This is a genomic window from Variovorax sp. J2L1-78 (assembly GCF_030317205.1).
Lineage (GTDB): Bacteria > Pseudomonadota > Gammaproteobacteria > Burkholderiales > Burkholderiaceae_C > Variovorax > Variovorax arabinosiphilus.
Window position 1 is genome coordinate 52,065 of the sequence record NZ_JASZYB010000004.1, and the last position, 23,732, is coordinate 75,796.

Below are 23,732 nucleotides of genomic sequence, written 5' to 3' on the forward strand. Positions count from 1 at the left end.
GGGGGCTGATTTGGGAGCAATTGAACGGTTATTTAACACAAAAGTGCACAATAATCGGATCGAATTAGAGAAGGCGAATAGCCTCCGCCCAAACAATGAGATGCGCAATCGGCAAAAGTCTTTTATGCGGCGCTTGTCAAAGAAAAGCAAAAATTAAATTTATTCGGACGCGCATCGCTGCATGTCATCATGCGTTTCGCCGATGCAATTGCCCTTGAACTTGCCTCGGCGCATGAATTTCCCGTCCGCATCCGGCCACGCGCCAGAGGGATATTTACGACTCGGACAATTGGGCAAAAACCATGAATTCACCACGCCGCTCCTCTGTGCGATCGCCGATCGCCTGGTCCTGGATGCTCCTCGCATTCCTGCTCTTTGGCTGCGGCGGCGGTGGCGGCGGTGGGCTCGACCCGATCCTGGGCCCGCCCGTCCTCGGTGTGCCCCCGACCGTCTCCGCGACCTCCCCGGCCGCCAGCGAGCCTCCTGTCAGCGGCGTGGCCATCAGCAGCAGCGTGCAGGCGACGTTCAGCAAGCGCATGTCCGCGGACAGCCTCACGGCCAGCAGCTTCACGCTGGCCTGTCCGGCAGGAGCCTCGATGAGCGCGACCGTCACTTACGACGCGGCGTCATCGACCGCGACCTTGACGCCGACGGCCGCCCTGCCGCCCGGCACGCTGTGCGTTGCAACCGTCACCACGGCAGCGCGGGACACCACGGGACTGGCGCTGGCGGCGAACTTCAGCTGGCAATTCCGGACCGCGGGCTTGCCGGACACCACCCGGCCCACCGTGATCTTCACAGTGCCGGTGCCGACGGCAACGGGCGTCGTAACCAACACCCGCATCACAGCGACCTTCAGCGAAGCGATGAGGGCGGCCTCGCTCACTGCCGACAGCTTTGTCGTCACAGGCGGGAGCCCGGCCAGCCCCATCGGCGGCACCGTGAGCTATTCGGCTTCCAGCCGCACGGCGACGTTCACGCCGACCGCGGCCACGCTACCGGTGAACACGGTGTTCACCGCGACGGTCACCACAACGGCAACGGATGCTGCAGGCAATGCGCTGGCAGGGAACACCGCCGTGGCGCCGAATGCGGGCAACCACGTCTGGACCTTCACCACCGGATCGACGGCGGACGCGATCCCGCCCACCGTCCTGGTGGTCAATCCGGTTGCCGGCGCGACCGCCGTGTGTCGCACCCAGTCGATCAACGCAAGCTTCAGCGAACCGATGGATCCGGCTTCGATCGACACGACGACCTTCCGGGTGACCGAGAACGGCGTGGCCGTATCCGGCGCGGTGAGCTATGACGCCTCGAATCGCATCGCGACGTTCTCGCCCACTGCCGCGACGGGCTTTTCCGCCAACGTGGCCCTGTCCGTGACCGTCGCTTCGGGTGCAGCGGGCGTAAGAGACCTGGCGGGCAATCCGCTGGCGGCCGACCAAGTATGGAGTTTCTCCACGGGCACTCAAGCCTGCGCGCCGCCGATCGACTTGCAGTCGATCGCAGGCTTCGGAGCCTTCGGCGGCGGCGCCGGGGTCACGAACCAAGGCATCAACACCGTCATCGGTGGCAACCTCGGCACGACTGCGGCGTGCACGCTCGTGACCGGTCTGCACGATCGTTTCGACATCTACACCGAAACTCCACTCAACGTCGGTGCGGTCGACGGCACCATCTACTGCGCGCCGCCTGCACCCGGCACCGTTGCAAAGTTCGACATCGCCACCCAGGCTCGCGCGGACGCTCAAGCAAGCTACAACCAGCTCGCTGCGCTGCCGGCCGGCAGCGACCCTGGTGCAGGACAGCTCGGCGGCCTGGTGCTGCCGCCCGCCGTCTACACCGCTGCAGGGGGCACCTTCGCGATCACCAGCGGCGACCTGACGCTGGACGCGCTGGGCGATGCCAACGCGACCTGGGTCTTCCAGAGTTCCGCCGCGATGACGATCGGCCTGCCTGGCATCCCGCGTCGCGTGTTTCTTATCAATGGCGCGAAGGCATCCAACGTGTTTTGGCAAGTCGGTTCCGCCGGGCGCATTGAAGATGGGAGCACGATGGTGGGCACCATCATCGCGCCGGCCGGCATCACGATCTCCACGGCCGGTCAGACCGTGCAGACCACCTTGACCGGGCGAGCGATCGGCCTGACCGCATCGGTCACGATGGTCAACACGACCATCGTCGCGCCATGACGCACGCGCTGCCCCACCTTGTTGGCCCATCGCCTTCCAGAAAGACCTCGATGAATTCCAAGCAAACGCTACGTGTTCTCGGCGCGGCCGCGATCGCATCACTGTCCGGCGCCTCGGCGCTGGCACAGGAGGGCGGCTACTACTACGGCGGACTGTCCGTTGGACAATCGCGGGCAAAGATCGACGACGAGCGAATCACCGCCGGTCTTCTCGCAGCGGGCCTGCAAACCACTGCAATGTCGCTGGATGAACGCAGCGCCGCCTTCAAGCTGTTCGGCGGCTATCAGTTCAATCGCTACTTCGCGTTGGAAGGCGGTTACTTCGATCTGGGAAAGTTCGGCTACACGTCCACCACGTCACCGGCAGGAACGCTCAACGGCCAGATCAAGTTGCGCGGCTTCAACCTCGATCTGGTCGGGACGTTGCCGATCACCGATCGACTCTCCGCCATCGGTCGGGTCGGTGCGCAGGTTGCCAAAGCCAGCGACCGCTTCAGCGGCACGGGTGCCGTCCAGGTTCTCGATCCCACCCCTCACAAGCGTGATACGAACTACAAGGTCGGCCTGGGTCTTCAGTACGAAATCACGCCGTCATTTCTGATCCGCGGTGAGGCAGAACGCTATCGGATCAACGATGCGGTTGGCAACCGCGGCGACGTGAACATGTTCTCCGTCACGCTGGTCATGCCTTTCGGTCGCACCGCGGCGCCGGCGCCTCGCTCAGCGATGGCAAGCTCCTACGTCGCGTCGGTGCCGGCAGCCGAGCCGCCCCCGCCGGCACCCGCCCCGGCGCCGCCGATGCGTCCACGGATGAGCTTCTCCGCCGACTCGCTGTTCGCATTCGATGCCGCCACGCTGCGCCCGGAAGGCCGCGGCGCGCTCGACAGGTTCATGGCAGAGATCGGCAGTACGCGGTTCGATGTCATCACCATCGAAGGACACACGGACCGGCTCGGGCGCGATGCATACAACCAGAAGCTCTCGTTGCGGCGCGCGGAGTCGGTGAAGGCGTACTTTGTCGCAGGCGGACGCTTTGCGCCTGACAAGTTCTCTGTGACGGGCAAAGGCGAGACTGCGCCAGTCACCCGTCCGGAAGACTGCAAAGGCACGGCGCCGACTGCGGCGTTGATCGCCTGCCTGCAGCCTGATCGCCGTGTGGTGGTCGAGGTCACCGGCGTCCCGTGACGACGGGTGCGAGGTCTTACTCGCGCGCGAAGAAGGCCTCGACCAGCCGCACCCAGTAGGTCGAGCCCACCGGCAGCAACGCGTCGTTGAAGTCGTAGTTCGGGTTGTGCAGCTCGCACGGGCCCATGCCGTGGTAGGTCTCTTCGCGGTGGCCGCCGCCCCCGTTGCCGACGAAGAGGTAGCAGCCGGGCACCTTCTGCAGGTAGAACGAGAAGTCCTCGGCGCCGCCGTGCTGCGGCGTGTTGCCGTCGACCTTGTCGGCACCGAAGGTGTCCTTGGCGACCTGCATGGCGAAGTCGGTCTGCGCGTCCCAGTTGACCAGCGGCGGGTAGGCGCGGTGGAACTTCAGCTCGCCGGTGCCGCCGTGCGCCTGCGGCAGCATTTCGGCGATGCGGCGCATGTTGGCCTCGATCTCGTCGAGCACCTCGGTGCTGAAGGTGCGCACGGTGCCTTTGATCACGGCCTCGCCGGGCAGCACGTTGTAGGCATCGCCCGCATGGATCTGCGTGACGCTCACCACCGCGACGTCGATCGGATTCTTGTGGCGCGAGATCAGCGTTTGCAGCGCGCCGACCATCTGCGCGGCGATGACGATGGTGTCGACCGACTTGTGCGGCTGCGCCGCATGGCCGCCGGTGCCGCGCACGATGATGTCGAAACGGTTGCTCGAGGCCATCGTCGGGCCCTTGCGGAAGGCGAAGTGGCCGACCTCGAAGCCCGGCATGTTGTGGATGCCGTAGATCTCTTCGCAGGGGAATTTGTCGAACAGGCCGTCGTCCATCATCGCCTTGGCACCGGCGTTGCCGCCCTCTTCCGCCGGCTGGAAGATGAAGTTGACGGTGCCTTCGAAGTCGCGGTGGGTCGACAGGTAGTGCGCTGCGCCCAGCAGCATCGCCGTGTGGCCGTCGTGGCCGCAGCCGTGCATGCGGCCGGGGTTCTTCGAAGCGTGCAGGAAGCGGTTGTGCTCGGGCATGGGCAGCGCGTCCATGTCGGCGCGCAGGCCGATGGCGCGCTCGCCGGGGCCGCGCGTGCCGTGCAGCACGCCGACCACGCCCGTCGTGCCGAGCCCGCGGTGCACCTCGATGCCCCACGCCGCGAGGCGCTCGGCCACCAGGTCGGAGGTGCGCGTTTCCTTGAACGCGAGTTCGGGGTGCGCATGGATGTCGCGGCGCAGCGCGGTGAACTCCGCGTGCTTGTCTTCGATGTCGGCGATGACGGTCATTTCAGGTGGTCCTTCACGTAGGTTGCGATGTCCTGGGAGACGCCCTTGAGCGCATCTTGCAGGGCCTGGAAACCTGCACTGCGCTCGCGGGTGATTTCGTTCATGTAGAGGCCGCGGTGCACCTCGATCTGCAGGCTGTGCCGGCGTTCCGCCGGCCGGCCCAGGCGGGCGATCAGCGCCACGCCCTTGAAGGGGTCGTTGATGGCGACGTTGAAGCCACGCTTCTTGAGCGCCTCGGCCACCATCGCGGTGAACTCGGGCGCGGCGGTGGTGCCGTCGCGGTCGCCCAGCACGAAGTCCGCGAGCGGATGGTCGCTCTGGATCTGCAGGCCCTCGTACGAGTCGGCGGGCATCGAGTGCAGGTTCAGGTGCCACACGGCACCGAAGCGCGCATAGGCGGCCTCGATGTGCTCACGCATCGCTGCGTGGTAGGGCGCGTGGTAGGTCGCGATGCGGTTCTGGACCTCGGCCACCGGCAGCTTCCGGTCGTAGATGGCACCGTTGCCGTTCTTCTTCGCGTCGCGCCAGATCAGGCCGATGCCCAGGCGCGTCTTCTCACTGGGGTTGAGTGGCGTAGGCCAGGGTTCGGCGAGCATGCCCGCGTCGATGTCCTCGATGTCGCGGTTCGGGTCGATGTAGGCGCGCGGGAACTCGGCCGCCAGCAGCGTGGCGCCGACGGAAGGCAACGCGTCCCACAGCACATGCACGTCGGTGTCTTCGCCGGCACGCAGCAGGTTGAAGGGCACGGCATAGCCGAAGTCGTCGGGGTACTTCGTGCCGCTGTGCGGCGAGTCGCAGATCAGCGGCAGCGGCTCGCCTTCGGGCAGGCGCAGCGTGAAAGGCGGGAACGGCGTGGGAACGCTGGGGAGAACGGTTGTCGAAGCGGTCATGCAGGAAGGTCGTTGAGGTGGCACGCGCTGGTGTGGCCGGGCTGCAGGGTGCGCAGCTGCGGCGCCTCGACCTGGCAGCGCGGCATCGCATGCGGGCAGCGCGGATGGAAGGCGCAGCCGGAGGGCGGCGCCAGCGGGGATGGCAGTTCGCCCTTGATGGGCTGGTAGGCGCGGCGCGTCGTTTCGAGCGTCGGCAGCTCGGACAGCAGCGCCTGCGTGTACGGATGGTTCGGCGCGTTGAAGATGGTCTCCGTCGGCGCCACCTCGACGATGCGGCCGAGGTACATGATGACCACGCGGTCCGACACATGCCCCACCACCCCGAGGTTGTGGCTGATGAAGAGATAGGTCAGATCGAACTCGCGGCGCAGTGCCAGGAACAGGTTGAGCACCTGCGCCTGGATCGACACGTCGAGTGCCGCCACCGCTTCATCGCAGACGATCAGCCGCGGCTTGAGCGCCAGCGCCCGTGCGATGCCGATGCGCTGGCGCTGCCCGCCCGAGAACTGGTGCGGGTAGCGCTGCGCGTAGTCGGGGTCGAGCCCGACCTGGCGCATCAGCGCGCCGACATACTCGGCCTTGTCCTTGGCCTTCACGAGCCCGTGCACCACCGGCGCCTCGCCCACGATGTCCATCACCCGCATGCGCGGGTTGAGCGAGGCCATCGGGTTCTGGAAGATCATCTGCACGCCCAGGCCCCAGGCACGGCGCTCGGTCGCGTTCATGTCGCCGATCGGCTTGCCGAGGTAGCTGACGGTGCCTTCGGTCGGCGGGTTGATGCCGGCGATGACGCGGCCCAGCGTCGACTTGCCGCAGCCGGACTCGCCGACCACGCCGATCACCTCGCCGGGCCGGATCTCCAGGTCGACATCGGCCACCGCATGCACGACGGACGCGCGGTTGTCCGCGCCCATCAGGTTCGCGATGCGCCCGGCCAGGTCGATGTCCTGCACGAAGCGCTTGGAAATGCCCTGGAGCTGCAGCAGCGGCGTGCCGGTGCCGACATGGCTCACGGGGGTGGGTTCGAGAAGGGTTTCCATTGAACGTTCAGGCCATCTCGGGGGTCAGCATGTGCCAGCAGCGCACCGTCTTGCCCGCCGGTGCGGGCTCGGGCTGCGGCACGGCCAGGCAGGTGTCGGTCGCGTGGCTGCAGCGCGGGCGGAAGGCGCAGCCCTGCGGCAGGTGCAGCAGGGACGGCGTCATGCCCGGGATCTGCCGCAGCAGCGTGCCGTGCGTGGCGCGCGTGGGAATCGAATCGATCAGCCCGCGCGTGTACGGGTGCGATGGCGCGCGGATCACGTCGGCGGTCGCACCGCTCTCGACGATGCGCCCGGCATACATCACGGCGATGCGGTCGGCCAGACCCGACACCACGGCCAGGTCGTGCGTGATCCAGATCATCGCGGTGCCGGTCTCGCGGCACAGCTTCTGCACCTCGTAGAGGATCTGCGCCTGGATGGTCACGTCGAGCGCGGTGGTCGGCTCGTCCGCGATGATGAGTTTGGGCCGGTTGAGCAGCGCGATGGCGATCGCCACGCGCTGACGCATGCCGCCCGAGAGCTGGTGCGGGTAGGTCTGCAACCGCTCTTCGGGCGACGGGATGCCGACCATCGCGAGCGCATCGCGCGCCCGCGCCAGCGCGGCCTTGGCACTGACCTTCTCGTGCGCGTGGATCGCCTCGACCATCTGCGTGTCGACCCGCAGCACCGGGTTGAGCGTCATCATCGGGTCCTGGAAGATCATCGCGATCTCCTTGCCGCGCAGCTTCTGCAGCCGCTGCTCGGTCGCGCCGACCAACTCTTCACCGAGGTAGCGGATGTGGCCGCCGGCGATGCGGCCGGGCGCATCGATCAGGCCGATGACGGAGAAGCCGGTGATGCTCTTGCCCGAGCCCGATTCGCCGACCAAGCCGAGGATCTCGCCGGCATGCACCTTCAAGTCGACGCCGTCGACCGCCTTGACCACGCCGCCGTGGGTGAAGAAGTGCGTCTGCAGGCCCTGCACCTCGAGCACGGGTGTCGAATGATCGTGCGTCATCTGGCGTTGTGCGGGTTGAGGATGTCGCGCAGATGGTCGCCCACCAGGTTGATGCCCACGATCGACAGCGCCAGCGCGATGCCCGGGAAGAACGAGATCCAGTAGTTGCCCGACAGCAGAAACTCGAAGCCGTTGGCGATCAACATGCCCAGCGACGGCTCGGTCACCGGCACGCCGACGCCGAGGAAGGACAGCGTCGACTCGAGTGCGATGGCGTGTGCCAGGTCGATGGTCGCGATCACGATCAGCGGGGGCATGCAGTTGGGCAGCATGTGACGCAGCAGCACGCGCGGCCAGCCGAGCGACATGCACTGCGCGGCCTCGACGTATTCCTTGGCACGCTCCACCAGCGCGGCACCGCGCGCGGCCCGCGCGAAGTAGGCCCACTGCACGATGATGAGCGCGATGATCACCTTGTCGACGCCCTTGCCCAGGATGGCCAGCAGGATCAGCGCGACCAGGATGGCCGGGAACGACAGCTGGATGTCGACGATGCGCATCAGCAGCGCGTCGATCCAGCCGCCGAAATAGGCGGCCGCCAGCCCGACCACGCTGCCGATGGCGAGCGCCGCCGCCACCGAGATGCCGCCCACCATCAAGCTGGTGCGCAGGCCATAGAAGATGGCCGAAAGCAGGTCGCGCGCCTGGCCGTCGGTACCCAGCCAGTAGGTCATGGTGTCGGCCGCATCCCGGCTGCCGGGCGGCAGCTTCGAATCGAAGATGTCGAGCTTGCCGATGTCGTACGGGTTCTGCGGCGAGATCCACGGCGCGAACACCGCGGCGAACACCGCCAGCGCGAGCAGCACCAGGCCGAACATCGCCAGCTTGTTGGCCATGAACTCGCGGCGAAAGCGCTGCCACGGCGTCTCGGGCGGCGGCAGCTTGGCCACCGGCCCTTCGGCCACGATGGCCGGTACGACTTCGGGAAGCTGAGCCACGTGGTTAGATGCAGGAAGGATCGTGTCGTTCATGCCTTGGCTCCCTGCAAGCGCACGCGCGGGTCGAGCACCGAGTAGAGGATGTCCACCGCGAGATTGAGCATCACGAGGAAGAACACGATGAGGATCAGGTAGGCCACCACCACCGGGCGGTCCAACGTGATGATGGAGTCGAGCAGCAGCTTGCCCATGCCGGGCCACGCGAAGATGGTTTCGGTGACCACCGCGAAGGCGACCACCTGGCCGAACTCCAGCCCGCCGACCGTGATGATCGGGATCATGATGTTCTTGAGCAGGTGCACGCGCAGGATGCGGCTCCAGCCCAGGCCCTTGGCACGCGCGAACTTGATGTAGTCCATCGGCAGCGCCTCGCGCGTGGCGGCGCGCGTGACGCGGATGATCAGCGCGCCCTTGGCCAGCGCGATGGTGACGGCCGGCAGCAGCAGGCGCGACCAGCCGTCGAGCGTGAGCACGCTTAGGTCGAGCGGCCCGATGTGCCGCGTGGCCCCGCGCCCGCTCGCCGGCAGCCAGCCCAGGTACACCGCGAACACCATGATGAGCATCAGCCCGACCCAAAAGTTGGGCAACGAGAAACCCAGCACCGAGCCGGTCATGATGCCGCGCGTGCTGATCGCGTTGGGCCGCAGCCCGGCCCAGATGCCCAGCGGCACGCCGACGAGCATCGACAGGCCCATCGACACGATGGCCAGTTCGAGCGTCGCCGGCATGCGCTCCAGGATCAACCCCATGGCCGACTGGCCGGTGAGGAAGCTCTTGCCGAAGTCCAGCTGCAGCGCATGCGACATGAAGATGCCGTACTGCTGCCACAGCGGCTTGTCGAGCCCGAAATTGGCGCGGATCTCGTCGCGTTCGAGGTCGGTCGCCTCGGCGCTCGCCATCATCGACACGGGGTCGCCGACGACGTAGAGGCCGACGAAGACCAGGCCCGACATCACGGCCATGACGAGCATGGCCTGCAGCAGGCGGCGAATGATGAAGGCCAGCACCTGCTACTTCTTGGCGGGCACCGCGTACTGGATCATCGTCTGCTGGTCGGCGCGGCCCTTGAAGCTCACGTCCTTCTTCATCGCCCACACCGAATGCTCGAAGTGGATCGGCAGCATCGCGAAGTCGGCCATCGCGAGCTCGCTGGCCTTGGCCAGCGTGGCGGCGCGCACCGTGTCGTCCATCTGCGTCGCCGAGTCGGCGACCAGCTTGTCCATCGCCGGGTTGGAGTAGCGGCTGCGGTTGGTCGTGCCCACGCCCTTGTCCTTGTTCGGCGTGACCAGCAGCGAATTCAGCGTGTTCGACATCTCGCCGGTCGCTGTGCCCCAACCGGCCAGGTAGGCGCTGTAGACATAGCTGTCGCGGTTCTTGAAGAACACGGCCGGCGCGTTGGCATCGATCGAGGTCTTCACGCCGATGCGCGTCCACATGGCGGCGAGCGTCTGCGCGACCTTGCTGTCGTTGATGTAGCGGCCGTTGGGCGTGCCCAACACGAGCGTGAAGCCGTTCGGGTAGCCGGCTTCCTTCAGCAGCGCCTTGGCCTTCTCGGGGTTCGGCTTGGCGGCGGTCGTGAGGTTCTTGCTGGCGCCGAACATCGGGTACGGCAGCAGTTGCGCGGCCGGCGACGCGACGCCGCCCATGGTGCGTGCGACCAGCGCCTGCCGATCGATGGCCAGCGACAGCGCCTCGCGCACACGCTTGTCGAGCAGCGGGTTCTTGCCGTTGGTGTCGGTGATGCCGGGCGTGGTCTCGCCGTTCTGGTCGAGCGCGACATAGATGACGCGGTTCGAGGCCTTGGTCTCGACCGTGAGCTTGGGCTCCTTCTTCAGGCGCTCCAGGTCGTCTGTCGGCGGGTCTTCCACCAGGTCGACGTCCCCCGCAAGCAGCGCCGCCGTGCGGGCGGCCGGGTTGCTGATGGGGCGGTAGATCACCTTGTCCCACGCGGGCGCCTTGCCCCAGTAGTTCGGGTTGCGCTCGAAGATGATTTCCGAGCCGCGCTTCCACGACACGAACTTGTACGGGCCGGTGCCCACCAGGCCGGTGCCGGCGTTCAGCTCGGTGGTGGTCTTGCCCTCGGGTGCCGAGCCCGCAGCGGCCTTGGCCGACATGATGGGCAGGCCCACCATGTTGATCGGCAGCAGCGGGTAGGGCTCGGTCGTGGTGATGCGCACCGTCAGCGCGTCGGGCGCCTCGATCTTCTCGACCTTCTGCAGATAGATCTTGAAGGACGACGGGCTGTTGGGCACCTTGGGCACGCGGTCGAAGGTGAACAACACGTCGGCCGAGGTCATCGGCGAGCCGTCGGAGAACTTGACGTTGGGCCGCAGCTTGAAGGTCCAGACATTGCCCTCGGCTTTCCAGGACTCCGCCAGGCAGGGCTCGGGCTTCAAGTCGGCATCGACGCACACCAGCGGGTCGAACAGTGTCTGCGACAGCTGGATGTTCGGCGTGAGCGCGTGGTACTGCGGGTCCATCGACGTGGGCTCGGTCTTCAGGGCGACGACCAGGTCACGCGCAAACACAGAACCCGAAAACGCGGCACCGGCAACGACGGCGGCGATCAGCAGGCGGCGCGCATGAGGCCGAAAGGATGCGGTTGAAGCAATGCCTCGCATGTGTGTATCTCTCCAGAGCTGGGTCATAAAAAAAGCGCCTCGGCGCGTTGCGGGAGGAGCATGCAAGAAGTGCACCACTTTGCAGGTGCCCGCCGGATCAGGATAGGCGTGTGCACCAGGGTGATGCACCCGTGATAACCCGCTTCACATGCGAGCAGGCGCGCCGCCGTTCAGAGCGGCCGGGTGAGGTAGACCGCCTCGCGTCCGACGATCGTCCGCTGCGCCGGCATGAAGACGGTGCAGTCGTCACAGGGCGAACGAATTTCCTCGTCGCCGTTGGTCGCAATGAGCTCGCCCTTGGCGAAGGTTTCGAAGCCGATCAGCGGGCGCACGAAATGGAAGTTGGCGTCCTTGATCATGTGTGTCTGCAGCAGCTCGAAGCGCCGTTGCGGGCCGGGCGCCGGCGCCGCCGGATCCTTGTCGATCAGGCCGAAATGCGCGAGGAAACGCAAGGTCACGGTGGTGGCCAGGTCGGCGGCCGACTGCTTGAAATGCTGGCCGCACTCGACCACCATCGCCGCGCCCTTGCCGTCCGCCTTGCCGTGGTGGCCGTACTGGATCAGCGGCGTGCCGGAGCCCAGGCCGTTGGGCATGACCAGGTGCACCGCCGGAATGCCGACGGCCAGCGCCACTTCGGCGTTGCGCTCGTAGGCGGGGTAGACCCAGAAGGGCACCACGTCCTGGCTGGTGGAGTGGATGTCGAGGATGTAGTCGGCCGCGTCGATCACCGGGCGCAGCACGCGTGCGCGCCGCAGCTCGGGGCTGTCTTCGGTGCCGTCGAGCATCTCGGCCGACCAGATGCGGTTGAGGTTGTGCACGATCTGCCGGTTGTCGAAGGGCTTCTCGGCATCGAAGGCGTTGTAGGCCTCGATGTGCGAGAAGCTCACGGTCAGCGTCCCGATCTTCGGGCGCACGCCGGTGTCGAGCAGGTGGGTGGCAGCGACCATGCCGCAGATCTCGTTGCCGTGCGTCAGGGCGTTGATCAGCACGTGCGGGCCCGGCTGGCCGGACTCGAAGCGGTGGACATACGCGATGCCGATGTTGCCTTCGCGGTAGGCGGCGATGTCGCGCGGCAGGACTTCGAGAACGGGTGGGGCTTGCGTCATGGGGTGGGAGAAAGGTGGAAGTTTTTTTCGGACGAACGCCGGAGCGCCTTCGAAGTTTGCTACAAGTACAGGCGTCGCATGACGAGGCGGCCATTTCTCCGACAGGCGCGCTCGGCCGGATCGCGTCCAATCAACGTTTCATCCATGAAGGAGGATCCAAGAATGAGCCAGTTCGCCACCATCCAGGGCCACGTCAGTTATTCGCCGGGGGACGGCGTGCCGCTGATCATCCCGGTCGGCACCCTCGTCGAAGTGGTGCTCGCACCGGACAGCGCGACGCTGAGCTGGGAAGCCGAGAAAGGCGTGGTCGGCCTCACGGCCATTCCGCGGATGCAGTACGACGAGTACGTCGAGGCCGGGAAGATCGTCCTGAAGCCCTGAGAAGCTGTGAACGAATCATCCACAGCCTCTGACGCGATCTAGGTGCCCGCGTCCGCCGCGGGCGCACGCTTGCCCTTGCCGCTGCGCGCCTCCTTCTTGGCGCGTCGTTCGGCATCGAGCTGCTCGCCCTCCGCGAGCCAGGCCGCGAATTCCTCCGGCGTCTCAAGCGTGATGCGACCGAGGCTGCCGTCGCGGAAGGCATGCATCACGATCTCCGCCGCCTTCTGCAGATTGACACGGCCCTTGCCCAGCAACGCACCGCGCTTGCGACCGATCGCGTCGAGCAGTTCTTCGTCCTGCATGTCCGCGACCGTTGCCGCATCGAGGTCGAGCTTGAAGCGCGCCGCGAGCCCCTTGGCATAGTGCCGCTTGACATAGTCGAGCAGTTCCAGCGCGACTTCCTCGTCGTCGAAGGCATTGCGCCCCACCGCACCGCTCGCCGCCAGGTTGTAGCCGCTCTTGGCCACGATGATGCGCGGCCACAGCATACCGGGCGTGTCCCACAGGTAGAAGTCGTCGGCCAGCGTGATGCGCTGCTCGAGCTTGGTGATGCCGGCCTCGTCGCCGGTCTTGGCCTTGCGCCCGCCCGCCAGCGTGTTGATCAGCGTCGACTTGCCCACGTTCGGGATGCCGCAGATCAGCACCCGCATCGGCTTGGCCATGCCGCCGCGGTTGGGCGCCAGCGCGTGGCAGGCTTCGACCAGTTGCCGGGCCGGCGTCGTCTGGCTGGCGTCCAGGCCGATGGCGCGCGTGTCGGGCAGCGCGTTGTAGTGCGCCAGCCATTGCTGGGTGCGTTCGGGGTCGGCCAGGTCCTGCTTGTTGAGCACCTTCAGGCCGGGTTTGTGGCCGGTGAGCTCGGCCAGCATCGGGTTCGCACTGGAAGCGGGCAACCGGGCGTCGAGCAGCTCGATCACCACGTCGATGTCCTTGATGCGCTCGCCGATGGCCTTCTTGGTCAGGTGCATGTGACCGGGGAACCACTGGATCGCCATCGGTGTATCTCTTTCTATCGTTCGTCCGGAAGGGACTGCATTGTGCGGGACGCTTGCGGCGGCCCCCAAAACGACGAAAAGGGACCGAAGCCCCCTGTCGCGTACGGCGGGGTCGCCCTACTTTCGGATCGTCACCTCGACACGCCGCGATTCGGCGTTGGTGTCGCCCGTGCCGGTGATGTCGGCCGGCTTCTCGAGCACGATGCTCGATGCGGGCACACCGGCGGCCTCGAGGGCGCCCGACACGGCCTGCGCGCGCTGCTGCGACATGGCGACATTGGCCGTCGCGCTGCCGGTCGGGTCGCTGTAGCCCGACACCACCGCCTTGGCCTCGGCGTGGGTGCGCAGGTAATCGACCAGCGCCTGGGCGCGCGCGGCGAACTCCGGCGAAATCTCGGCCTTGCCGCTGTCGAAGTACACCTTGAGCGACGGCTGTCCATCGATCAACGAGGCGAGCGCACCGGCGCCCGCCGGAATGGCCTCGACCGTCGTCGGTTGCGCGGCACCCGAGACGGCCGGCACCACCACCGGCGCGGGCGGCGCGACATCGGTTGCGGGTTGTTGGCAGCGCGTGACGTAGAACAGGATGGCCAGCAGCAGCACGAGCCATGGCAGCCACGTCAGAAGCCCGCCGCGACGCGCAGGGCGTGTGCGGGGTGACGCCTGGGCGCCGAGGCTGGGCCCACCGGCCTGCATCGACTCGATCTCGCCCGGCGTGAACGCGCGCCAGCGGCCCCCGACGGCCAGGCGCCGCATGATCACCGGCGCGGCGAGCGCGACGGCGCTGGCGACGGTCGCCGAGTCGAGGCCGAGCCGCCCCGCAAAGCGCGCCAGGAGTCCATCCGGCCCGCCCAGCACGGTGTCGACCTGCGTCGCGCTGAGGACGGGCGCCGACGTCGCACCGGAGGGCGGCGTCAGCCAGCCCTGCACGACATCGCCGAAACCGCGCTGCGTGAAGCGCTCGGCAAAGCCCTCCAGGCCGTCGGTGTCGGGGTCGGCCATGGTGCCGAGCAGCATCTGCACGAGTTCGCCGGCCTTGGGGCCGAGCGCGAAGCGTTCGGCGATATCCCGGCTGAGTTCATCAAACATGTTGTTTCTCCCTGAGTGAAGCCGCGGTCGAAGCGCCGCCGGCGGCGCGGACCATAGCCCACGCCGCCGTGCAGCGAAACCGGGCATCGCGCAAAGAACCGCAAAGGCGGGAATTGCGCACGCCAACTGGCGTTCAGGCCATGTCGGTGCGGTGGATGCGCGGGTCGATCAGCGCCTGCGGCACCAGGTAGGCCCGGTCGTCGAACAGGTCGATGCCGCACATCAGCGACTCGACCCAGTCGAAGAAGTCCGAGATGGCCGCCCGCCCCTCGATGGGCGCGCCGTGCTGCGGCACGAGCATCGCGATGTCGAGCGTGCGCGCCATGCGCGCCCACAGCCGCAGGATCTTGTTCGACACCATGTAGCGGCGATGGAAGGCTTCCATGCGCGGGATGTGCGGCGCCAGGTCGCGCACGGGGGTCCGGGCCTCGCGGCCGCTGGTCATCGACACGCCGAGGTCGCCGGTGAAGAGGATGCGGCTGACCGGATCGTAGAAGTGGAAGTTGCCCTCGGCGTGCAGGAAGTGCGCCGGCAGCAGCCACAGCTCGCTGTCGCCCAGGGGCAGCCGGCCGCCGAGGTCGGGCACGCCGATGATCCGCTCCTCGGTCTTGCCGACCTTGGTGAAGTGCGGCACGAAACGCTCCCACACGCGCGAGATCACGAGCTGTGCGCGGGTCGAGGTCAGCCAGCGGTCGAGCGAGGCGATGATGTCCGGATCGGCATGCGAGGCGACGATGTACGACAGCTTGTGCGGGCTGAAGTGGCGCGTCATGCCGAGGTACAGCTCGTTGAAGGCGAGGTTGCCGCCCGGATCGATGACCGCACCGGTGCCGTGGTCGACGATGAGGAACTGGTTCGCCTGCACCGCCTGGCCATCCGCGCCGACCAGGTCGGTGAACATCAGGCAGGCATGCTGCGGGTCGCGGTAGAGCTCGATCGGCACGGGCAGGTCTGGAAGGTCGGAGGAAAGAGGCCCGACTGTAGAGAGCCCGGCGGTGTCGGCGGTTGATGGGGATCAAGGGCACAGAAGCCGTTCACCCATTTGTCTACCTAGCCACGGAGCCCGAGCCGCCCCTATGATGAATCCGATGCACCCGCGCATCGTTCCCCCACTGTCCGGAGAAAGCTCATGAAACCCGTGTCCGCCCTGCTCGCCCAACGACGAAATGCCGGCCTCTGGCACACCACCCCCGACGCCACGGTCTTCGACGCACTGCATGTGCTGGCCAAGCACGAAGTCGGCGCGCTGGTGGTGATGGAAGGCGACCGGCTCGCGGGCGTTTTCTCCGAACGCGACTACACGCGCAAGGTGGCCCTGCTGGGCAAGAACTCGAAAGCGATGCAGGTGGCAGAGATCATGACCGCCCATGTCATCACCGTGACGCCGAACACCCCCACCCACGACTGCATGGCGCTCATGAGCCAGAAACGCATTCGTCACTTGCCGGTGGTCGACAACGGCAAGGTGGTCGGCATGCTGTCGATCCGCGACCTGATGGACGACATCATTGCCGATCACGAGAAGACGATCGAGCAACTGACAACTTACATCCAGAGTTGATCAGATCGATTGCGTGTTCTTCGCACGCTGGTACGCGGCGTGCAGCCGCGCGAAGACCGGGCCGGGCGTGCCGCTGCCGATGGGCCGGCCATCGAGCAGCGTCACCGGCATGATTTCCTTGCTGGCCGAACTGAGCAGCAGCTCGTCGGCGGCGCGGACTTCCGCCTCGGCGATCGGGCGCAGGTCGTAGGGAATGCCTTCGGCCTCGCACAGCTCCCGGATCAGGTCGTAGCGAATGCCTTCGAGCACGTGCTCGCTCTTGGGCGCACCGAACAGCGCGCCGCCCTGCACCACCCACACGTTCGACGACGAGGCCTCGGTCAGCAGCCCGTCGCGGAACAGGATCGTCTCGACCGCCCCGACGTCGGCCGAGATCTGGCGCGCCAGCACATTGCCCAGCAGCGAGGTGCTCTTGATGTCGGCACGCTCCCAGCGGAAGTCTCGCGAGGTGACGCAGGCCACGCCCTTGGCGAGCAGCGCTGCCGATGGCGGCTTCATGGCGTTGGTCATCATGAAGACCGTGGGCACGACGTCCTCAGGCATCACGTGGTCGCGCGGCGCCACGCCGCGGCTGACCTGGATGTAGAGCATCTGGTCGTCGGCGGGATGCTCGGCGACGAGGCGGCGTGCCCGCTCGAGCCAGCCGGCTTCGTCGAACGGATTGACGATGCGCACGCTGCCCAGGCTTCGGTTCAAGCGCGCCATGTGCTGCGCGAAACGGAAGAACCTGCGCCCGTACACGGGCACGACCTCATAGATGCCGTCGCCGAAGATGAAGCCGCGGTCGAGCACGGAAATCTTGGCCTCGGCCAGCGGCGTGTAGTCGCCGTTGAGGTAGCAAAGGGAGTCGGGAAGAGCCTGCATGCGGAAACCGAAAGGAGATGAAGCCCGCCATTCTCCCCGCAGTGCACTCGCGATGCCCGCTCGACCGTCGCGCACCCGCTTTTGGCCGGACGGCCTACGCGCGCGCCCGGCGAGCTGCGAAAGACTCGACCTCCCATTCCTTCCGAAGAAAGTTCTAGCTCGATGTCTGTTGCAGCCCATGCATGGCAGTTCTTCCGCGCTGGCGGCGTGGACCAGGTGCTCATTCGAAACGGCGCGGACCTCGCCCACCTCGGCGAACTCGACCAGAAACTGTGGGTCGCGCTGGCCTGCCCCACCCGCGGCACGGAACTCGACCCGCGCACGCTCGACCTGATCGACACCGACCGCGATGGCCGCATCCGGCCCCCGGAACTCATCGCGGCCTGCGCCTGGGCCTGCCGGCATCTCGCGGACCCTGACCTGCTGCTGCAGGGCGGCGACAGCCTGCCGCTGTCGGCGATCACCTCGGGCGACGGCAGCGAGACCCCGCTGGTCGACGAGGCGCGCCGCATCCTGCAACTGCGCGGCAAGGAAGGCGCCGACACGCTGACCCTGGCCGACGTGACCGACCGCAGCGACCTGCTGGCCGCGATGCGTTTCAACGGCGACGGCGTGATCCCGCCGGAAAGTGCGGACGACGAGGCGGTGCGAAGCCTGATCCGGCAGATCATGAAGGCGCACGGCCACACGAAGGACCGCGCGGGCGTCGACGGCCTTCACCGCCAGCAGGCCGAGGCCTTCTTCGCCGAAGCCCATGCGCTGCACGACTGGCAGGCCGGCGCCGGCAGCGATGCCGCGTCCGACGCCGCGACGCTGGCGGCGGCCCAGGCCGTGGGCGCCGTGCGGGAGAAGGTCGACGACTTCTTCGCGCGCTGCCGCGTGGCCGCCTACGACCCGCGGTCGATCGCGGCACTGAACCCGTCCAAGGAAACCTACGAAGCACTGGCCGCGCAAGGCAGCCTCGCGCTCGGCACCGAGAGCATCGCGCAACTGCCGCTGGCGCCGATCGCGCCGGGCCGCACGCTGCCGCTGCGCCAGGGCGTGAATCCGGCCTGGGCCGACGCGCTGGCGGCGCTCCATCGCGACGCCGTCCTGCCCATGCTGGCGCGCGCCGCGGGTACCGCCGACGTGCTCGCCGAAGACGACTGGCACGCATTGCAGGCGCGCGTGGCCTCGTGTCGGCGATGGCTCGCGGCCAAGCCGAGCACGAAGCTCGGCGCGCTGTCGGCGGCCCAGGTGCAGGAAGCGCTCGCGTTGCAGGGCGCGGTGATGGGGCTGATCGACGAGGACGAGCGGGTCGAGCCGCACAACGCGCGCATCGCCGACCTCGAGAAGCTGCTGCGCTTCAAGCGCGACCTGCTCACGCTGGTGAACAACTTCGTGGCCTTCAAGGACTTCTACCGGCGCGAGGGTGCGATCTTCCAGGCCGGCCGGCTCTACCTCGACGGCCGCAGCTGCGACCTCAGCGTGGCGGTGGCCGACGCGGCCCGCCACGCACCGCTGGCCGGCCTGGCCAAGGCCTACCTCGCCTACTGCCTGTGCACGCGCCAGGGCAAGACGATGACGGTGGTGTCGGCCTTCACCGCGGGCGACACCGACTTCCTCTTCGTCGGCCGCAACGGCGTGTTCTACGACCGCCAGGGCCAGGACTGGGACGCCACCATCACCAAGGTGATCGAGAACCCGACCAGCGTGGCCCAGGCCTTCCTCTCGCCCTACAAGAAGTTCCTGCGGCTCATCGAGGAGCAGGTCGCCAAGCGGGCGGCCGCCAGCGACAGCCTCGCGCAGGGATCGCTCGGCACCCTCGCCAGCACGCTCACGACCGCGGACAAGGCCGCCGCCCCCGGGGCGAAATCTGCCCCGCCCGTGAAGCTGCCCGGCCGGGTCGACGTCGGCACCGTGGCGGCGATCGGCGTGGCCCTGGGCAGCATCAGCGCCGTGCTGGTGGCGGTGTTCAGCAAGTTCGTCGACCTGGGCGTGTGGATCCCGATCGCGATCCTCGGCATCGTCATGGCCATCTCCGGGCCGAGCATGCTGATCGCCTGGCTGAAGCTGCGCCAGCGCAGCCTGGGGCCGATCCTGGATGCCAGCGGCTGGGCCATCAACGGCCGGATGCGGGTGAACGTGCGGCTGGGCGGCTCGCTGTCGCAGGCTGCGCGGCTGCCGGCGCATGCGCATCGGGCGTTGCGCGACCCCTTCGCGGAGACGCACGGCACGGCCACGCTCGTCGCCGGGCTGGTCGTCGTGACAGCCTTCGCCGTGCTGGCGTGGCGCATGGGGTGGATCGATGCGCACTTGCCAGCCGCCTGGCAGCGCACGCCGCCGGCCGTCACGGCGCCGGCGGCCTAGCGTCCCGCGGCCTGGGTCGCCTTGGCGATCTCGACGGTGCCCTGGGCGGCGCCGCTCTGCGGCACCTGCTCGCCCTGGCGGTCGGTGACCTCGGCCAGGCGTGCGGCGAGCTGCTCGGGCGCGTCCGCGCCCAAGCCGACAAACACGCCCTGCGTCAGGGTGACATGCGCGGCCTCGAAACCACCCGCACCGGCGCAGAGAATGGTGCGGTTCGGTGCGTCCTGCGAGGCCAGCACGAGCATGGCCGGCACCACCGCCTCGGGCTTAAGGGCATCGAGCACGGCCTGCGGCATCAGGTCCTCGGTCATGCGGGTGGCGGCCGTGGGCGCCAGGCAATTGACGCGGATGTCGTGCTTGGCGCCTTCCAGGCTCAGCGTCTGCATCAGGCCGACCAGCGCCATCTTGGCCGCGCCGTAGTTGCTCTGGCCGAAGTTGCCGTACAGGCCCGACGACGAGGTGGTCATCACGATGCGGCCGTATTTCTGCTCGGTCATGACCGGCCAGACCGCCTTGGTGCAGTGCACCGCGCCCATCAGGTGAACGTCCATCACGAGCCGGAAGTCCGCCAGCTCCATCTTGGCGAAGCTCTTGTCGCGCAGGATGCCGGCGTTGTTGACCAGCACGTCCACGCGGCCCCAGGTGTCGATGGCCTGCTGCACCATGGCCTGCACCGCGGCAAAGTCGGTGACCGACGCGCCGTTGGCGATCGCCTCGCCGCCGGCCGCACGGATTTCGGCGACGACGGCTTCGGCCGCGCCCACCGAACCGCCCGATCCGTCGCGTGCGCCGCCCAGATCGTTCACCACCACCCGGGCACCCCGTGCCGCAAGGGCCAGGGCGTGCTGGCGGCCCAACCCACCGCCTGCGCCGGTGACGATGGCGACACGGCCCTTGAAGTCGATCGATGCATTCATCTCGTTGAAATTCGTGGTTGCGAGGGCTGCGGTTGTACCGCAGCGGCGCTGCCACGCCGGGAACGCGCGAGACAGCCCGGCTACCGATGCGCGTGTTCGAAATAGTCGAGCAGCTGGTCGATCTCGGCGGACTTGTCGAAGAAGGCATCCGCGCCCAGTGCCCGGGAGCGTTCGCGCATGTCGGCCGTGGCGTAGTTGCTCAGCACGACCACCTTCTGGTGCGATGCGCGGTTGCGGCACGCATCGACCACGCCGAAGCCATTGCCCTCCTGGAGGAACAGGTCGACGATGGCCATGTCCCATTCGTCGCGATGGCCGTCCAGCCACTTCACGGCCTCCTGCTCGCCGCTGGCATGCGCCACGACCGTGGTGTCGGCCACGTCCTCCAGGAAACCGACGAGGTTCTCGCGGATCACGGGGTTGTCTTCGACCAGGTAGGTCTTGTAGGGCTTGGTGGAACGGATCACGGCGAACGATGTGGCTGGTGTGCTTGCTTGAAAGCCATCATCCGCACCGCTCGACGCCCGGCAGTGAGCCATGCCGGCCAATCGAGGTAGGCGAGCACCTACTGGGTGCGTGCGCCGGGGCGCGCCCGGCCTGATGCGCGCCCCCGATCGCCCTCAGACCGGGACCGGGCTGCGTGCCCGCACGCCGAGGCCCAGGCGGGCCGGCGACACGTACTGCTGGCGGTAGATCTCGAAGGGCATGGTGTCGGCCGCTTCGATGGCCTTCTGCGCCTCGATCGAATCGGCGCTGGCCTGGACAAAACGTGCGTGGTCCTCCGCAGCGAAGGGCCGCAGCAGCAGCGCCTGGCGGGTCGACTCGGAACGCGCCCGCACGAAACCGGTGAACGAATCGCCGTGGTCGGCCGCCATCGCGGCCAGCACGCGGGCAGACGGCAGGCTGTGCGGATCGCGCAGGCCGGTGACGGCCGCGTCGAGCGATTGCGTGTAGTCGGAACCGCCATGCGCCGCATCGAGCGCCTGGGCGATCGGCCGGCATTGGGCGACCAGGTCGGCGCCCCATTCGGTCAATGCGATCTCCTGGCCGCCGCGCAGCAGCTGCAGGCCGGGCTCGCGCCCGCGCGCCGCCGTCAGGTGCTGGTTGTGGGCCAGCTCGGCGATCTCCTGCGGCGTGTCGTCCGGGCTGTCGCTGAGCAGGCAGTGCAGCAGGAAGACGTCGAGGAAGCGGATGGTCTGCGCCGTGATGCCGACCGGCACGAAGGGGTCGAGATCCATCAGGCGCACCTCGACGTATTCCACGCCGCGCTCGCGCAGCGCATGCAGCGGGCGCTCGCCGGGGTAGATCACGCGCTTGGGGCGGATGGTGCCGTAGAACTCGTTCTCGATCTGCAGCAGCGTGGTGCCCAGCTGGTTGTAGTCGCCGCCGGGGTTCCGGATGCCGATGCTCTCGTACGCGGGCCAGGGGCGGGTCAGTGCGTCCTGCAGCGATGCGCCATAGCCTTCGAGGCTGTTGTAGCTGACCTGCAGCGACGACTGCGCCTCGCTCTGGTAGCCCAGGCGACCCATGCGCAGCGACGTGCCGAAGGGCATGTGCATGCTGCCCTCGCCGATCGGACGCAGCTCGTGCGGCCGGCCGGCCACGAAGCTCGAGCACAGCGCCGGCGACGCACCGAAGAGGTACAGCAGCAGGAAGGCGTGCCGGCGGAAGTTGCGGATCAGCGCGAAGTACTGTTCGCTCGACACCTCGGGCAACGACCAGTTGTAGTGGATGCCCGAAATGGTCTGCATGCGCCGGCCGTAGCGGTGGCTCAGCCCCATGCGGTAGACGCTCTTGGCGCGGCCCACGTTCGAGCTGCCGTAGCGGCCGATCGGGATCGTCTCGTCGGTCGGCAGGCCGCAGGGCATGCTCGACACCCACAGGCGCTCGTCGCCCAGCTCGTTCAGCACGCGGTAGGTGAACTGGTGCACCTGGGTCAATTCGTCGAGCGCGGCTTCGACGCCGCTGTGCACGCCGGTGATCAGCTCCAGCTGCGATTCGCTGAAGTCCGTGGTGATGTGGGGATGCGTGAGCGCCGAGCCCAGCGCCGCCGGGTGCGGCGTCAGCGCGAGCTGCCCATCGGGCTGCGCGCGCAGGCTTTCCTTCTCGATGCCCCGCCGCACGCCCCTCAAGCGTGCGGGCGAGAGCGCGGCGAGCCGCTCCTGCAATGTGCTCATGTTCTTATCACTTGTCCGTCTTTGGTGGGGCTGGAAGGTAGCACTTCTGGCGGACGGCTGCTGGCACGGGGAAACTGCCCGGATTCGGCTTCGGCTCAGCCCAGCACACGCTGCAGGAAGGCCCCCAGGTCGGCGATTTCCTCCAGGCAGACCGAATGCGCCATCGGGTAGTCGTGCCATTCCACCGCGTACCCCAGCCGCTCCAGCGCCGCGCGCGTGTCGAGCGCGCGTGGCAGCACCACCACGCCGTCCTGCGTGCCGTGCGCCAGGAACACCGGCGTCGACTGGTTGGCCGGATGGCGTTCGGCCTCGGTCGTGGCCGCCAGCGGCAGGTAGCCCGACAGGCCGACGATGCCGGCCAGCCGCTCCGGATGGCGCAGCCCGGTCATGAGTGCCATCGCGCAGCCCTGCGAGAAGCCCATCAGCACGATGCGCCCGGCCGGGATGCCGCGCGCCTTCTCCTGGGCGATCAGCGCCTCGATGGCATCGCGCGAGTGGCGCAGGCCCGGTTCGTCCTCGCGGCGCACCAGGTCGGGCGCGAAGATGTCGTACCAGGCAGGCATGGGGTAGCCGCCATTGATGCTCACCGGCATCGACGGCGCGCTGGGGAAGACGAAGCGCACCGGGCCGACGTCGCCGAGGTCGAGCTCCTTGGCGATCGGCACGAAATCGTTGCCGTCGGCGCCCAGGCCGTGCATCACGATGACGGAGGCGGTGGGGTTGGGCGCGGTTTCGATCTCGATGGTGGGCAGGGACATGGCGGGTAGGGCAACGGGTGACAGACCGACACGATAGCGCACGGCGTGCGGCTACCCTGTCCGGATATCCCGAGGAACCGCATGTCCCACACGCCCATCGCCCTCCCCGATGCACCGCCGCCCCCCGACGCGCCGGCGCCGGCCGAGGCGAGCTTGCCCTTCGCGAAGGCCAAGTTCGACGCCCTGCTCATGGTGTGCAGCCGGTGCGCCGAGCGCAGCAGCGGCCCGTCCAGGCGAAAGGCGAAGAAGCTGCCGGGCGAATTCAAGAAGGCGCTGGGCCCCGAACGGCCGCGCTTTCGCATCGTCGAGTCGTCCTGCCTGGGCCTGTGCCCCAAGAAGGCCACCGCCGTGGCCGCCGCGACCGGCGAAGGCCCGTTGCGGCTGGCGGCGGTGGGCGGCAAGTCGGACGTGCAGGCGGTGGCCGATCGCCTGCGGGGCCGCCGCTGAGCGCGCCTGC

At 67.8% G+C, this 23,732-nt stretch carries 22 protein-coding genes; 6 read left to right on the plus strand and 16 right to left on the minus strand.

Going from position 1 to position 23,732, the window contains the following annotated elements:
* Positions 1 to 353 precede the first annotated feature (353 nt).
* Positions 354 to 2,192 (plus strand): Ig-like domain-containing protein, encoded by a 1,839-nt coding sequence (locus QTH86_RS22910; RefSeq protein ID WP_286649425.1) that lies wholly within the window; start codon positions 354 to 356, stop codon positions 2,190 to 2,192.
* Positions 2,193 to 2,242: 50 nt separating this feature from the next.
* Positions 2,243 to 3,376, plus strand: a complete 1,134-nt coding sequence (locus QTH86_RS22915; RefSeq protein ID WP_286648472.1) for an OmpA family protein — start codon at positions 2,243 to 2,245, stop codon at positions 3,374 to 3,376.
* Positions 3,377 to 3,392: 16 nt separating this feature from the next.
* Here QTH86_RS22915 and QTH86_RS22920 read toward each other — a convergent pair whose 3' ends face one another.
* From QTH86_RS22920 to QTH86_RS22955, 8 genes are all read right to left on the minus strand, one after another.
* The gene (locus QTH86_RS22920) at positions 3,393 to 4,598 is read right to left on the minus strand and encodes a M20 aminoacylase family protein (RefSeq protein ID WP_286648473.1); all 1,206 of its coding nucleotides are present in this window, start codon (positions 4,596 to 4,598) and stop codon (positions 3,393 to 3,395) included.
* A complete protein-coding gene (locus tag QTH86_RS22925; RefSeq protein WP_286648474.1) occupies positions 4,595 to 5,488 on the minus strand; it encodes an N-formylglutamate amidohydrolase in 894 nt (297 codons plus the stop codon). The genes QTH86_RS22920 and QTH86_RS22925 overlap by 4 nt, the downstream gene beginning before the upstream one ends.
* On the minus strand, positions 5,485 to 6,528 hold the full coding sequence (locus QTH86_RS22930) for an ABC transporter ATP-binding protein (RefSeq protein ID WP_286648475.1): 1,044 nt from the start codon (positions 6,526 to 6,528) through the stop codon (positions 5,485 to 5,487). The genes QTH86_RS22925 and QTH86_RS22930 overlap by 4 nt, the downstream gene beginning before the upstream one ends.
* 7 nt (positions 6,529 to 6,535) lie before the next feature.
* Positions 6,536 to 7,525 carry an ABC transporter ATP-binding protein gene (locus QTH86_RS22935; protein ID WP_286648476.1) on the minus strand — a complete coding sequence of 330 codons (990 nt, stop codon included), beginning with the start codon at positions 7,523 to 7,525 and terminating at the stop codon, positions 6,536 to 6,538.
* On the minus strand, positions 7,522 to 8,433 hold the full coding sequence (locus QTH86_RS22940; protein ID WP_444814108.1) for an ABC transporter permease: 912 nt from the start codon (positions 8,431 to 8,433) through the stop codon (positions 7,522 to 7,524). The genes QTH86_RS22935 and QTH86_RS22940 overlap by 4 nt, the downstream gene beginning before the upstream one ends.
* A 59-nt stretch (positions 8,434 to 8,492) precedes the next feature.
* On the minus strand, positions 8,493 to 9,470 hold the full coding sequence (locus QTH86_RS22945) for an ABC transporter permease (RefSeq protein ID WP_286648477.1): 978 nt from the start codon (positions 9,468 to 9,470) through the stop codon (positions 8,493 to 8,495).
* Between the two features lie 3 nt (positions 9,471 to 9,473).
* On the minus strand, positions 9,474 to 11,084 hold the full coding sequence (locus tag QTH86_RS22950; RefSeq protein ID WP_286648478.1) for an ABC transporter substrate-binding protein: 1,611 nt from the start codon (positions 11,082 to 11,084) through the stop codon (positions 9,474 to 9,476).
* A gap of 170 nt (positions 11,085 to 11,254) precedes the next feature.
* Complete coding sequence (locus tag QTH86_RS22955) at positions 11,255 to 12,190, minus strand: M14 family metallopeptidase (protein WP_286648479.1); 936 nt, start codon at positions 12,188 to 12,190, stop codon at positions 11,255 to 11,257.
* A 162-nt stretch (positions 12,191 to 12,352) separates the two neighbouring features.
* Between QTH86_RS22955 and QTH86_RS22960 the strand changes: the two genes are divergently transcribed.
* Positions 12,353 to 12,571, plus strand: a complete 219-nt coding sequence (locus tag QTH86_RS22960) for a hypothetical protein (protein WP_286648480.1) — start codon at positions 12,353 to 12,355, stop codon at positions 12,569 to 12,571.
* A gap of 38 nt (positions 12,572 to 12,609) precedes the next feature.
* Here the strand turns inward: QTH86_RS22960 and ylqF are convergent, their stop codons facing one another.
* The 3 genes from ylqF to QTH86_RS22975 form a co-directional block, all read right to left on the minus strand.
* Positions 12,610 to 13,563: a ribosome biogenesis GTPase YlqF gene (gene ylqF, locus QTH86_RS22965; protein ID WP_286648481.1), complete on the minus strand. Its 954-nt coding sequence runs from the start codon at positions 13,561 to 13,563 to the stop codon at positions 12,610 to 12,612.
* A 117-nt stretch (positions 13,564 to 13,680) separates the two neighbouring features.
* Positions 13,681 to 14,652: an OmpA family protein gene (locus tag QTH86_RS22970; RefSeq protein WP_286648482.1), complete on the minus strand. Its 972-nt coding sequence runs from the start codon at positions 14,650 to 14,652 to the stop codon at positions 13,681 to 13,683.
* Between the two features lie 133 nt (positions 14,653 to 14,785).
* Positions 14,786 to 15,595, minus strand: coding sequence for an oxygen-binding di-iron domain-containing protein (locus QTH86_RS22975; RefSeq protein WP_286648483.1), 810 nt, complete (start codon positions 15,593 to 15,595; stop codon positions 14,786 to 14,788).
* A 186-nt stretch (positions 15,596 to 15,781) separates the two neighbouring features.
* On the opposite strand from QTH86_RS22975, the gene QTH86_RS22980 reads away from it, so the two are divergent.
* Positions 15,782 to 16,213 carry a CBS domain-containing protein gene (locus tag QTH86_RS22980; RefSeq protein WP_286648484.1) on the plus strand — a complete coding sequence of 144 codons (432 nt, stop codon included), beginning with the start codon at positions 15,782 to 15,784 and terminating at the stop codon, positions 16,211 to 16,213.
* Here the strand turns inward: QTH86_RS22980 and QTH86_RS22985 are convergent, their stop codons facing one another.
* Complete coding sequence (locus QTH86_RS22985) at positions 16,214 to 17,077, minus strand: D-amino acid aminotransferase (protein ID WP_286648485.1); 864 nt, start codon at positions 17,075 to 17,077, stop codon at positions 16,214 to 16,216.
* A 162-nt stretch (positions 17,078 to 17,239) separates the two neighbouring features.
* Between QTH86_RS22985 and QTH86_RS22990 the strand changes: the two genes are divergently transcribed.
* On the plus strand, positions 17,240 to 19,426 hold the full coding sequence (locus QTH86_RS22990; RefSeq protein WP_286648486.1) for a hypothetical protein: 2,187 nt from the start codon (positions 17,240 to 17,242) through the stop codon (positions 19,424 to 19,426).
* Here the strand turns inward: QTH86_RS22990 and QTH86_RS22995 are convergent.
* The 4 genes from QTH86_RS22995 to QTH86_RS23010 all read right to left on the minus strand — a co-directional run bounded on the left by QTH86_RS22995 (position 19,423) and on the right by QTH86_RS23010 (position 23,275).
* The gene (locus QTH86_RS22995; protein WP_286648487.1) at positions 19,423 to 20,340 is read right to left on the minus strand and encodes an SDR family NAD(P)-dependent oxidoreductase; all 918 of its coding nucleotides are present in this window, start codon (positions 20,338 to 20,340) and stop codon (positions 19,423 to 19,425) included. The genes QTH86_RS22990 and QTH86_RS22995 overlap by 4 nt on opposite strands.
* 80 nt (positions 20,341 to 20,420) lie before the next feature.
* Entirely contained in the window at positions 20,421 to 20,807 is a 387-nt protein-coding gene (locus tag QTH86_RS23000) for a response regulator (RefSeq protein ID WP_286648488.1), read from the minus strand.
* A gap of 153 nt (positions 20,808 to 20,960) precedes the next feature.
* Complete coding sequence (gene gshA / locus QTH86_RS23005; RefSeq protein WP_286648489.1) at positions 20,961 to 22,517, minus strand: glutamate--cysteine ligase; 1,557 nt, start codon at positions 22,515 to 22,517, stop codon at positions 20,961 to 20,963.
* 95 nt (positions 22,518 to 22,612) lie between these two features.
* On the minus strand, positions 22,613 to 23,275 hold the full coding sequence (locus QTH86_RS23010) for an alpha/beta hydrolase (RefSeq protein WP_286648490.1): 663 nt from the start codon (positions 23,273 to 23,275) through the stop codon (positions 22,613 to 22,615).
* Positions 23,276 to 23,356: 81 nt separating this feature from the next.
* On the opposite strand from QTH86_RS23010, the gene QTH86_RS23015 reads away from it, so the two are divergent.
* On the plus strand, positions 23,357 to 23,722 hold the full coding sequence (locus QTH86_RS23015) for a hypothetical protein (protein ID WP_286648491.1): 366 nt from the start codon (positions 23,357 to 23,359) through the stop codon (positions 23,720 to 23,722).
* Positions 23,723 to 23,732 lie beyond the last annotated feature (10 nt).

Coding starts and splice junctions, on each gene's coding strand:
- QTH86_RS22910 (WP_286649425.1), top strand. CDS start 354: ATGCTCCTCGCATTCCTGCTCTTTGGCTGCGGCGGCGGTGGCGGCGGT.
- QTH86_RS22915 (WP_286648472.1), top strand. CDS start 2,243: ATGAATTCCAAGCAAACGCTACGTGTTCTCGGCGCGGCCGCGATCGCA.
- QTH86_RS22920 (WP_286648473.1), bottom strand. CDS start 4,598: ATGACCGTCATCGCCGACATCGAAGACAAGCACGCGGAGTTCACCGCG.
- QTH86_RS22925 (WP_286648474.1), bottom strand. CDS start 5,488: ATGACCGCTTCGACAACCGTTCTCCCCAGCGTTCCCACGCCGTTCCCG.
- QTH86_RS22930 (WP_286648475.1), bottom strand. CDS start 6,528: ATGGAAACCCTTCTCGAACCCACCCCCGTGAGCCATGTCGGCACCGGC.
- QTH86_RS22935 (WP_286648476.1), bottom strand. CDS start 7,525: ATGACGCACGATCATTCGACACCCGTGCTCGAGGTGCAGGGCCTGCAG.
- QTH86_RS22950 (WP_286648478.1), bottom strand. CDS start 11,084: ATGCGAGGCATTGCTTCAACCGCATCCTTTCGGCCTCATGCGCGCCGC.
- QTH86_RS22955 (WP_286648479.1), bottom strand. CDS start 12,190: ATGACGCAAGCCCCACCCGTTCTCGAAGTCCTGCCGCGCGACATCGCC.
- QTH86_RS22960 (WP_286648480.1), top strand. CDS start 12,353: ATGAGCCAGTTCGCCACCATCCAGGGCCACGTCAGTTATTCGCCGGGG.
- ylqF (WP_286648481.1), bottom strand. CDS start 13,563: ATGGCGATCCAGTGGTTCCCCGGTCACATGCACCTGACCAAGAAGGCC.
- QTH86_RS22970 (WP_286648482.1), bottom strand. CDS start 14,652: ATGTTTGATGAACTCAGCCGGGATATCGCCGAACGCTTCGCGCTCGGC.
- QTH86_RS22980 (WP_286648484.1), top strand. CDS start 15,782: ATGAAACCCGTGTCCGCCCTGCTCGCCCAACGACGAAATGCCGGCCTC.
- QTH86_RS22985 (WP_286648485.1), bottom strand. CDS start 17,077: ATGCAGGCTCTTCCCGACTCCCTTTGCTACCTCAACGGCGACTACACG.
- QTH86_RS22990 (WP_286648486.1), top strand. CDS start 17,240: ATGTCTGTTGCAGCCCATGCATGGCAGTTCTTCCGCGCTGGCGGCGTG.
- QTH86_RS22995 (WP_286648487.1), bottom strand. CDS start 20,340: ATGAATGCATCGATCGACTTCAAGGGCCGTGTCGCCATCGTCACCGGC.
- gshA (WP_286648489.1), bottom strand. CDS start 22,517: ATGAGCACATTGCAGGAGCGGCTCGCCGCGCTCTCGCCCGCACGCTTG.
- QTH86_RS23010 (WP_286648490.1), bottom strand. CDS start 23,275: ATGTCCCTGCCCACCATCGAGATCGAAACCGCGCCCAACCCCACCGCC.
- QTH86_RS23015 (WP_286648491.1), top strand. CDS start 23,357: ATGTCCCACACGCCCATCGCCCTCCCCGATGCACCGCCGCCCCCCGAC.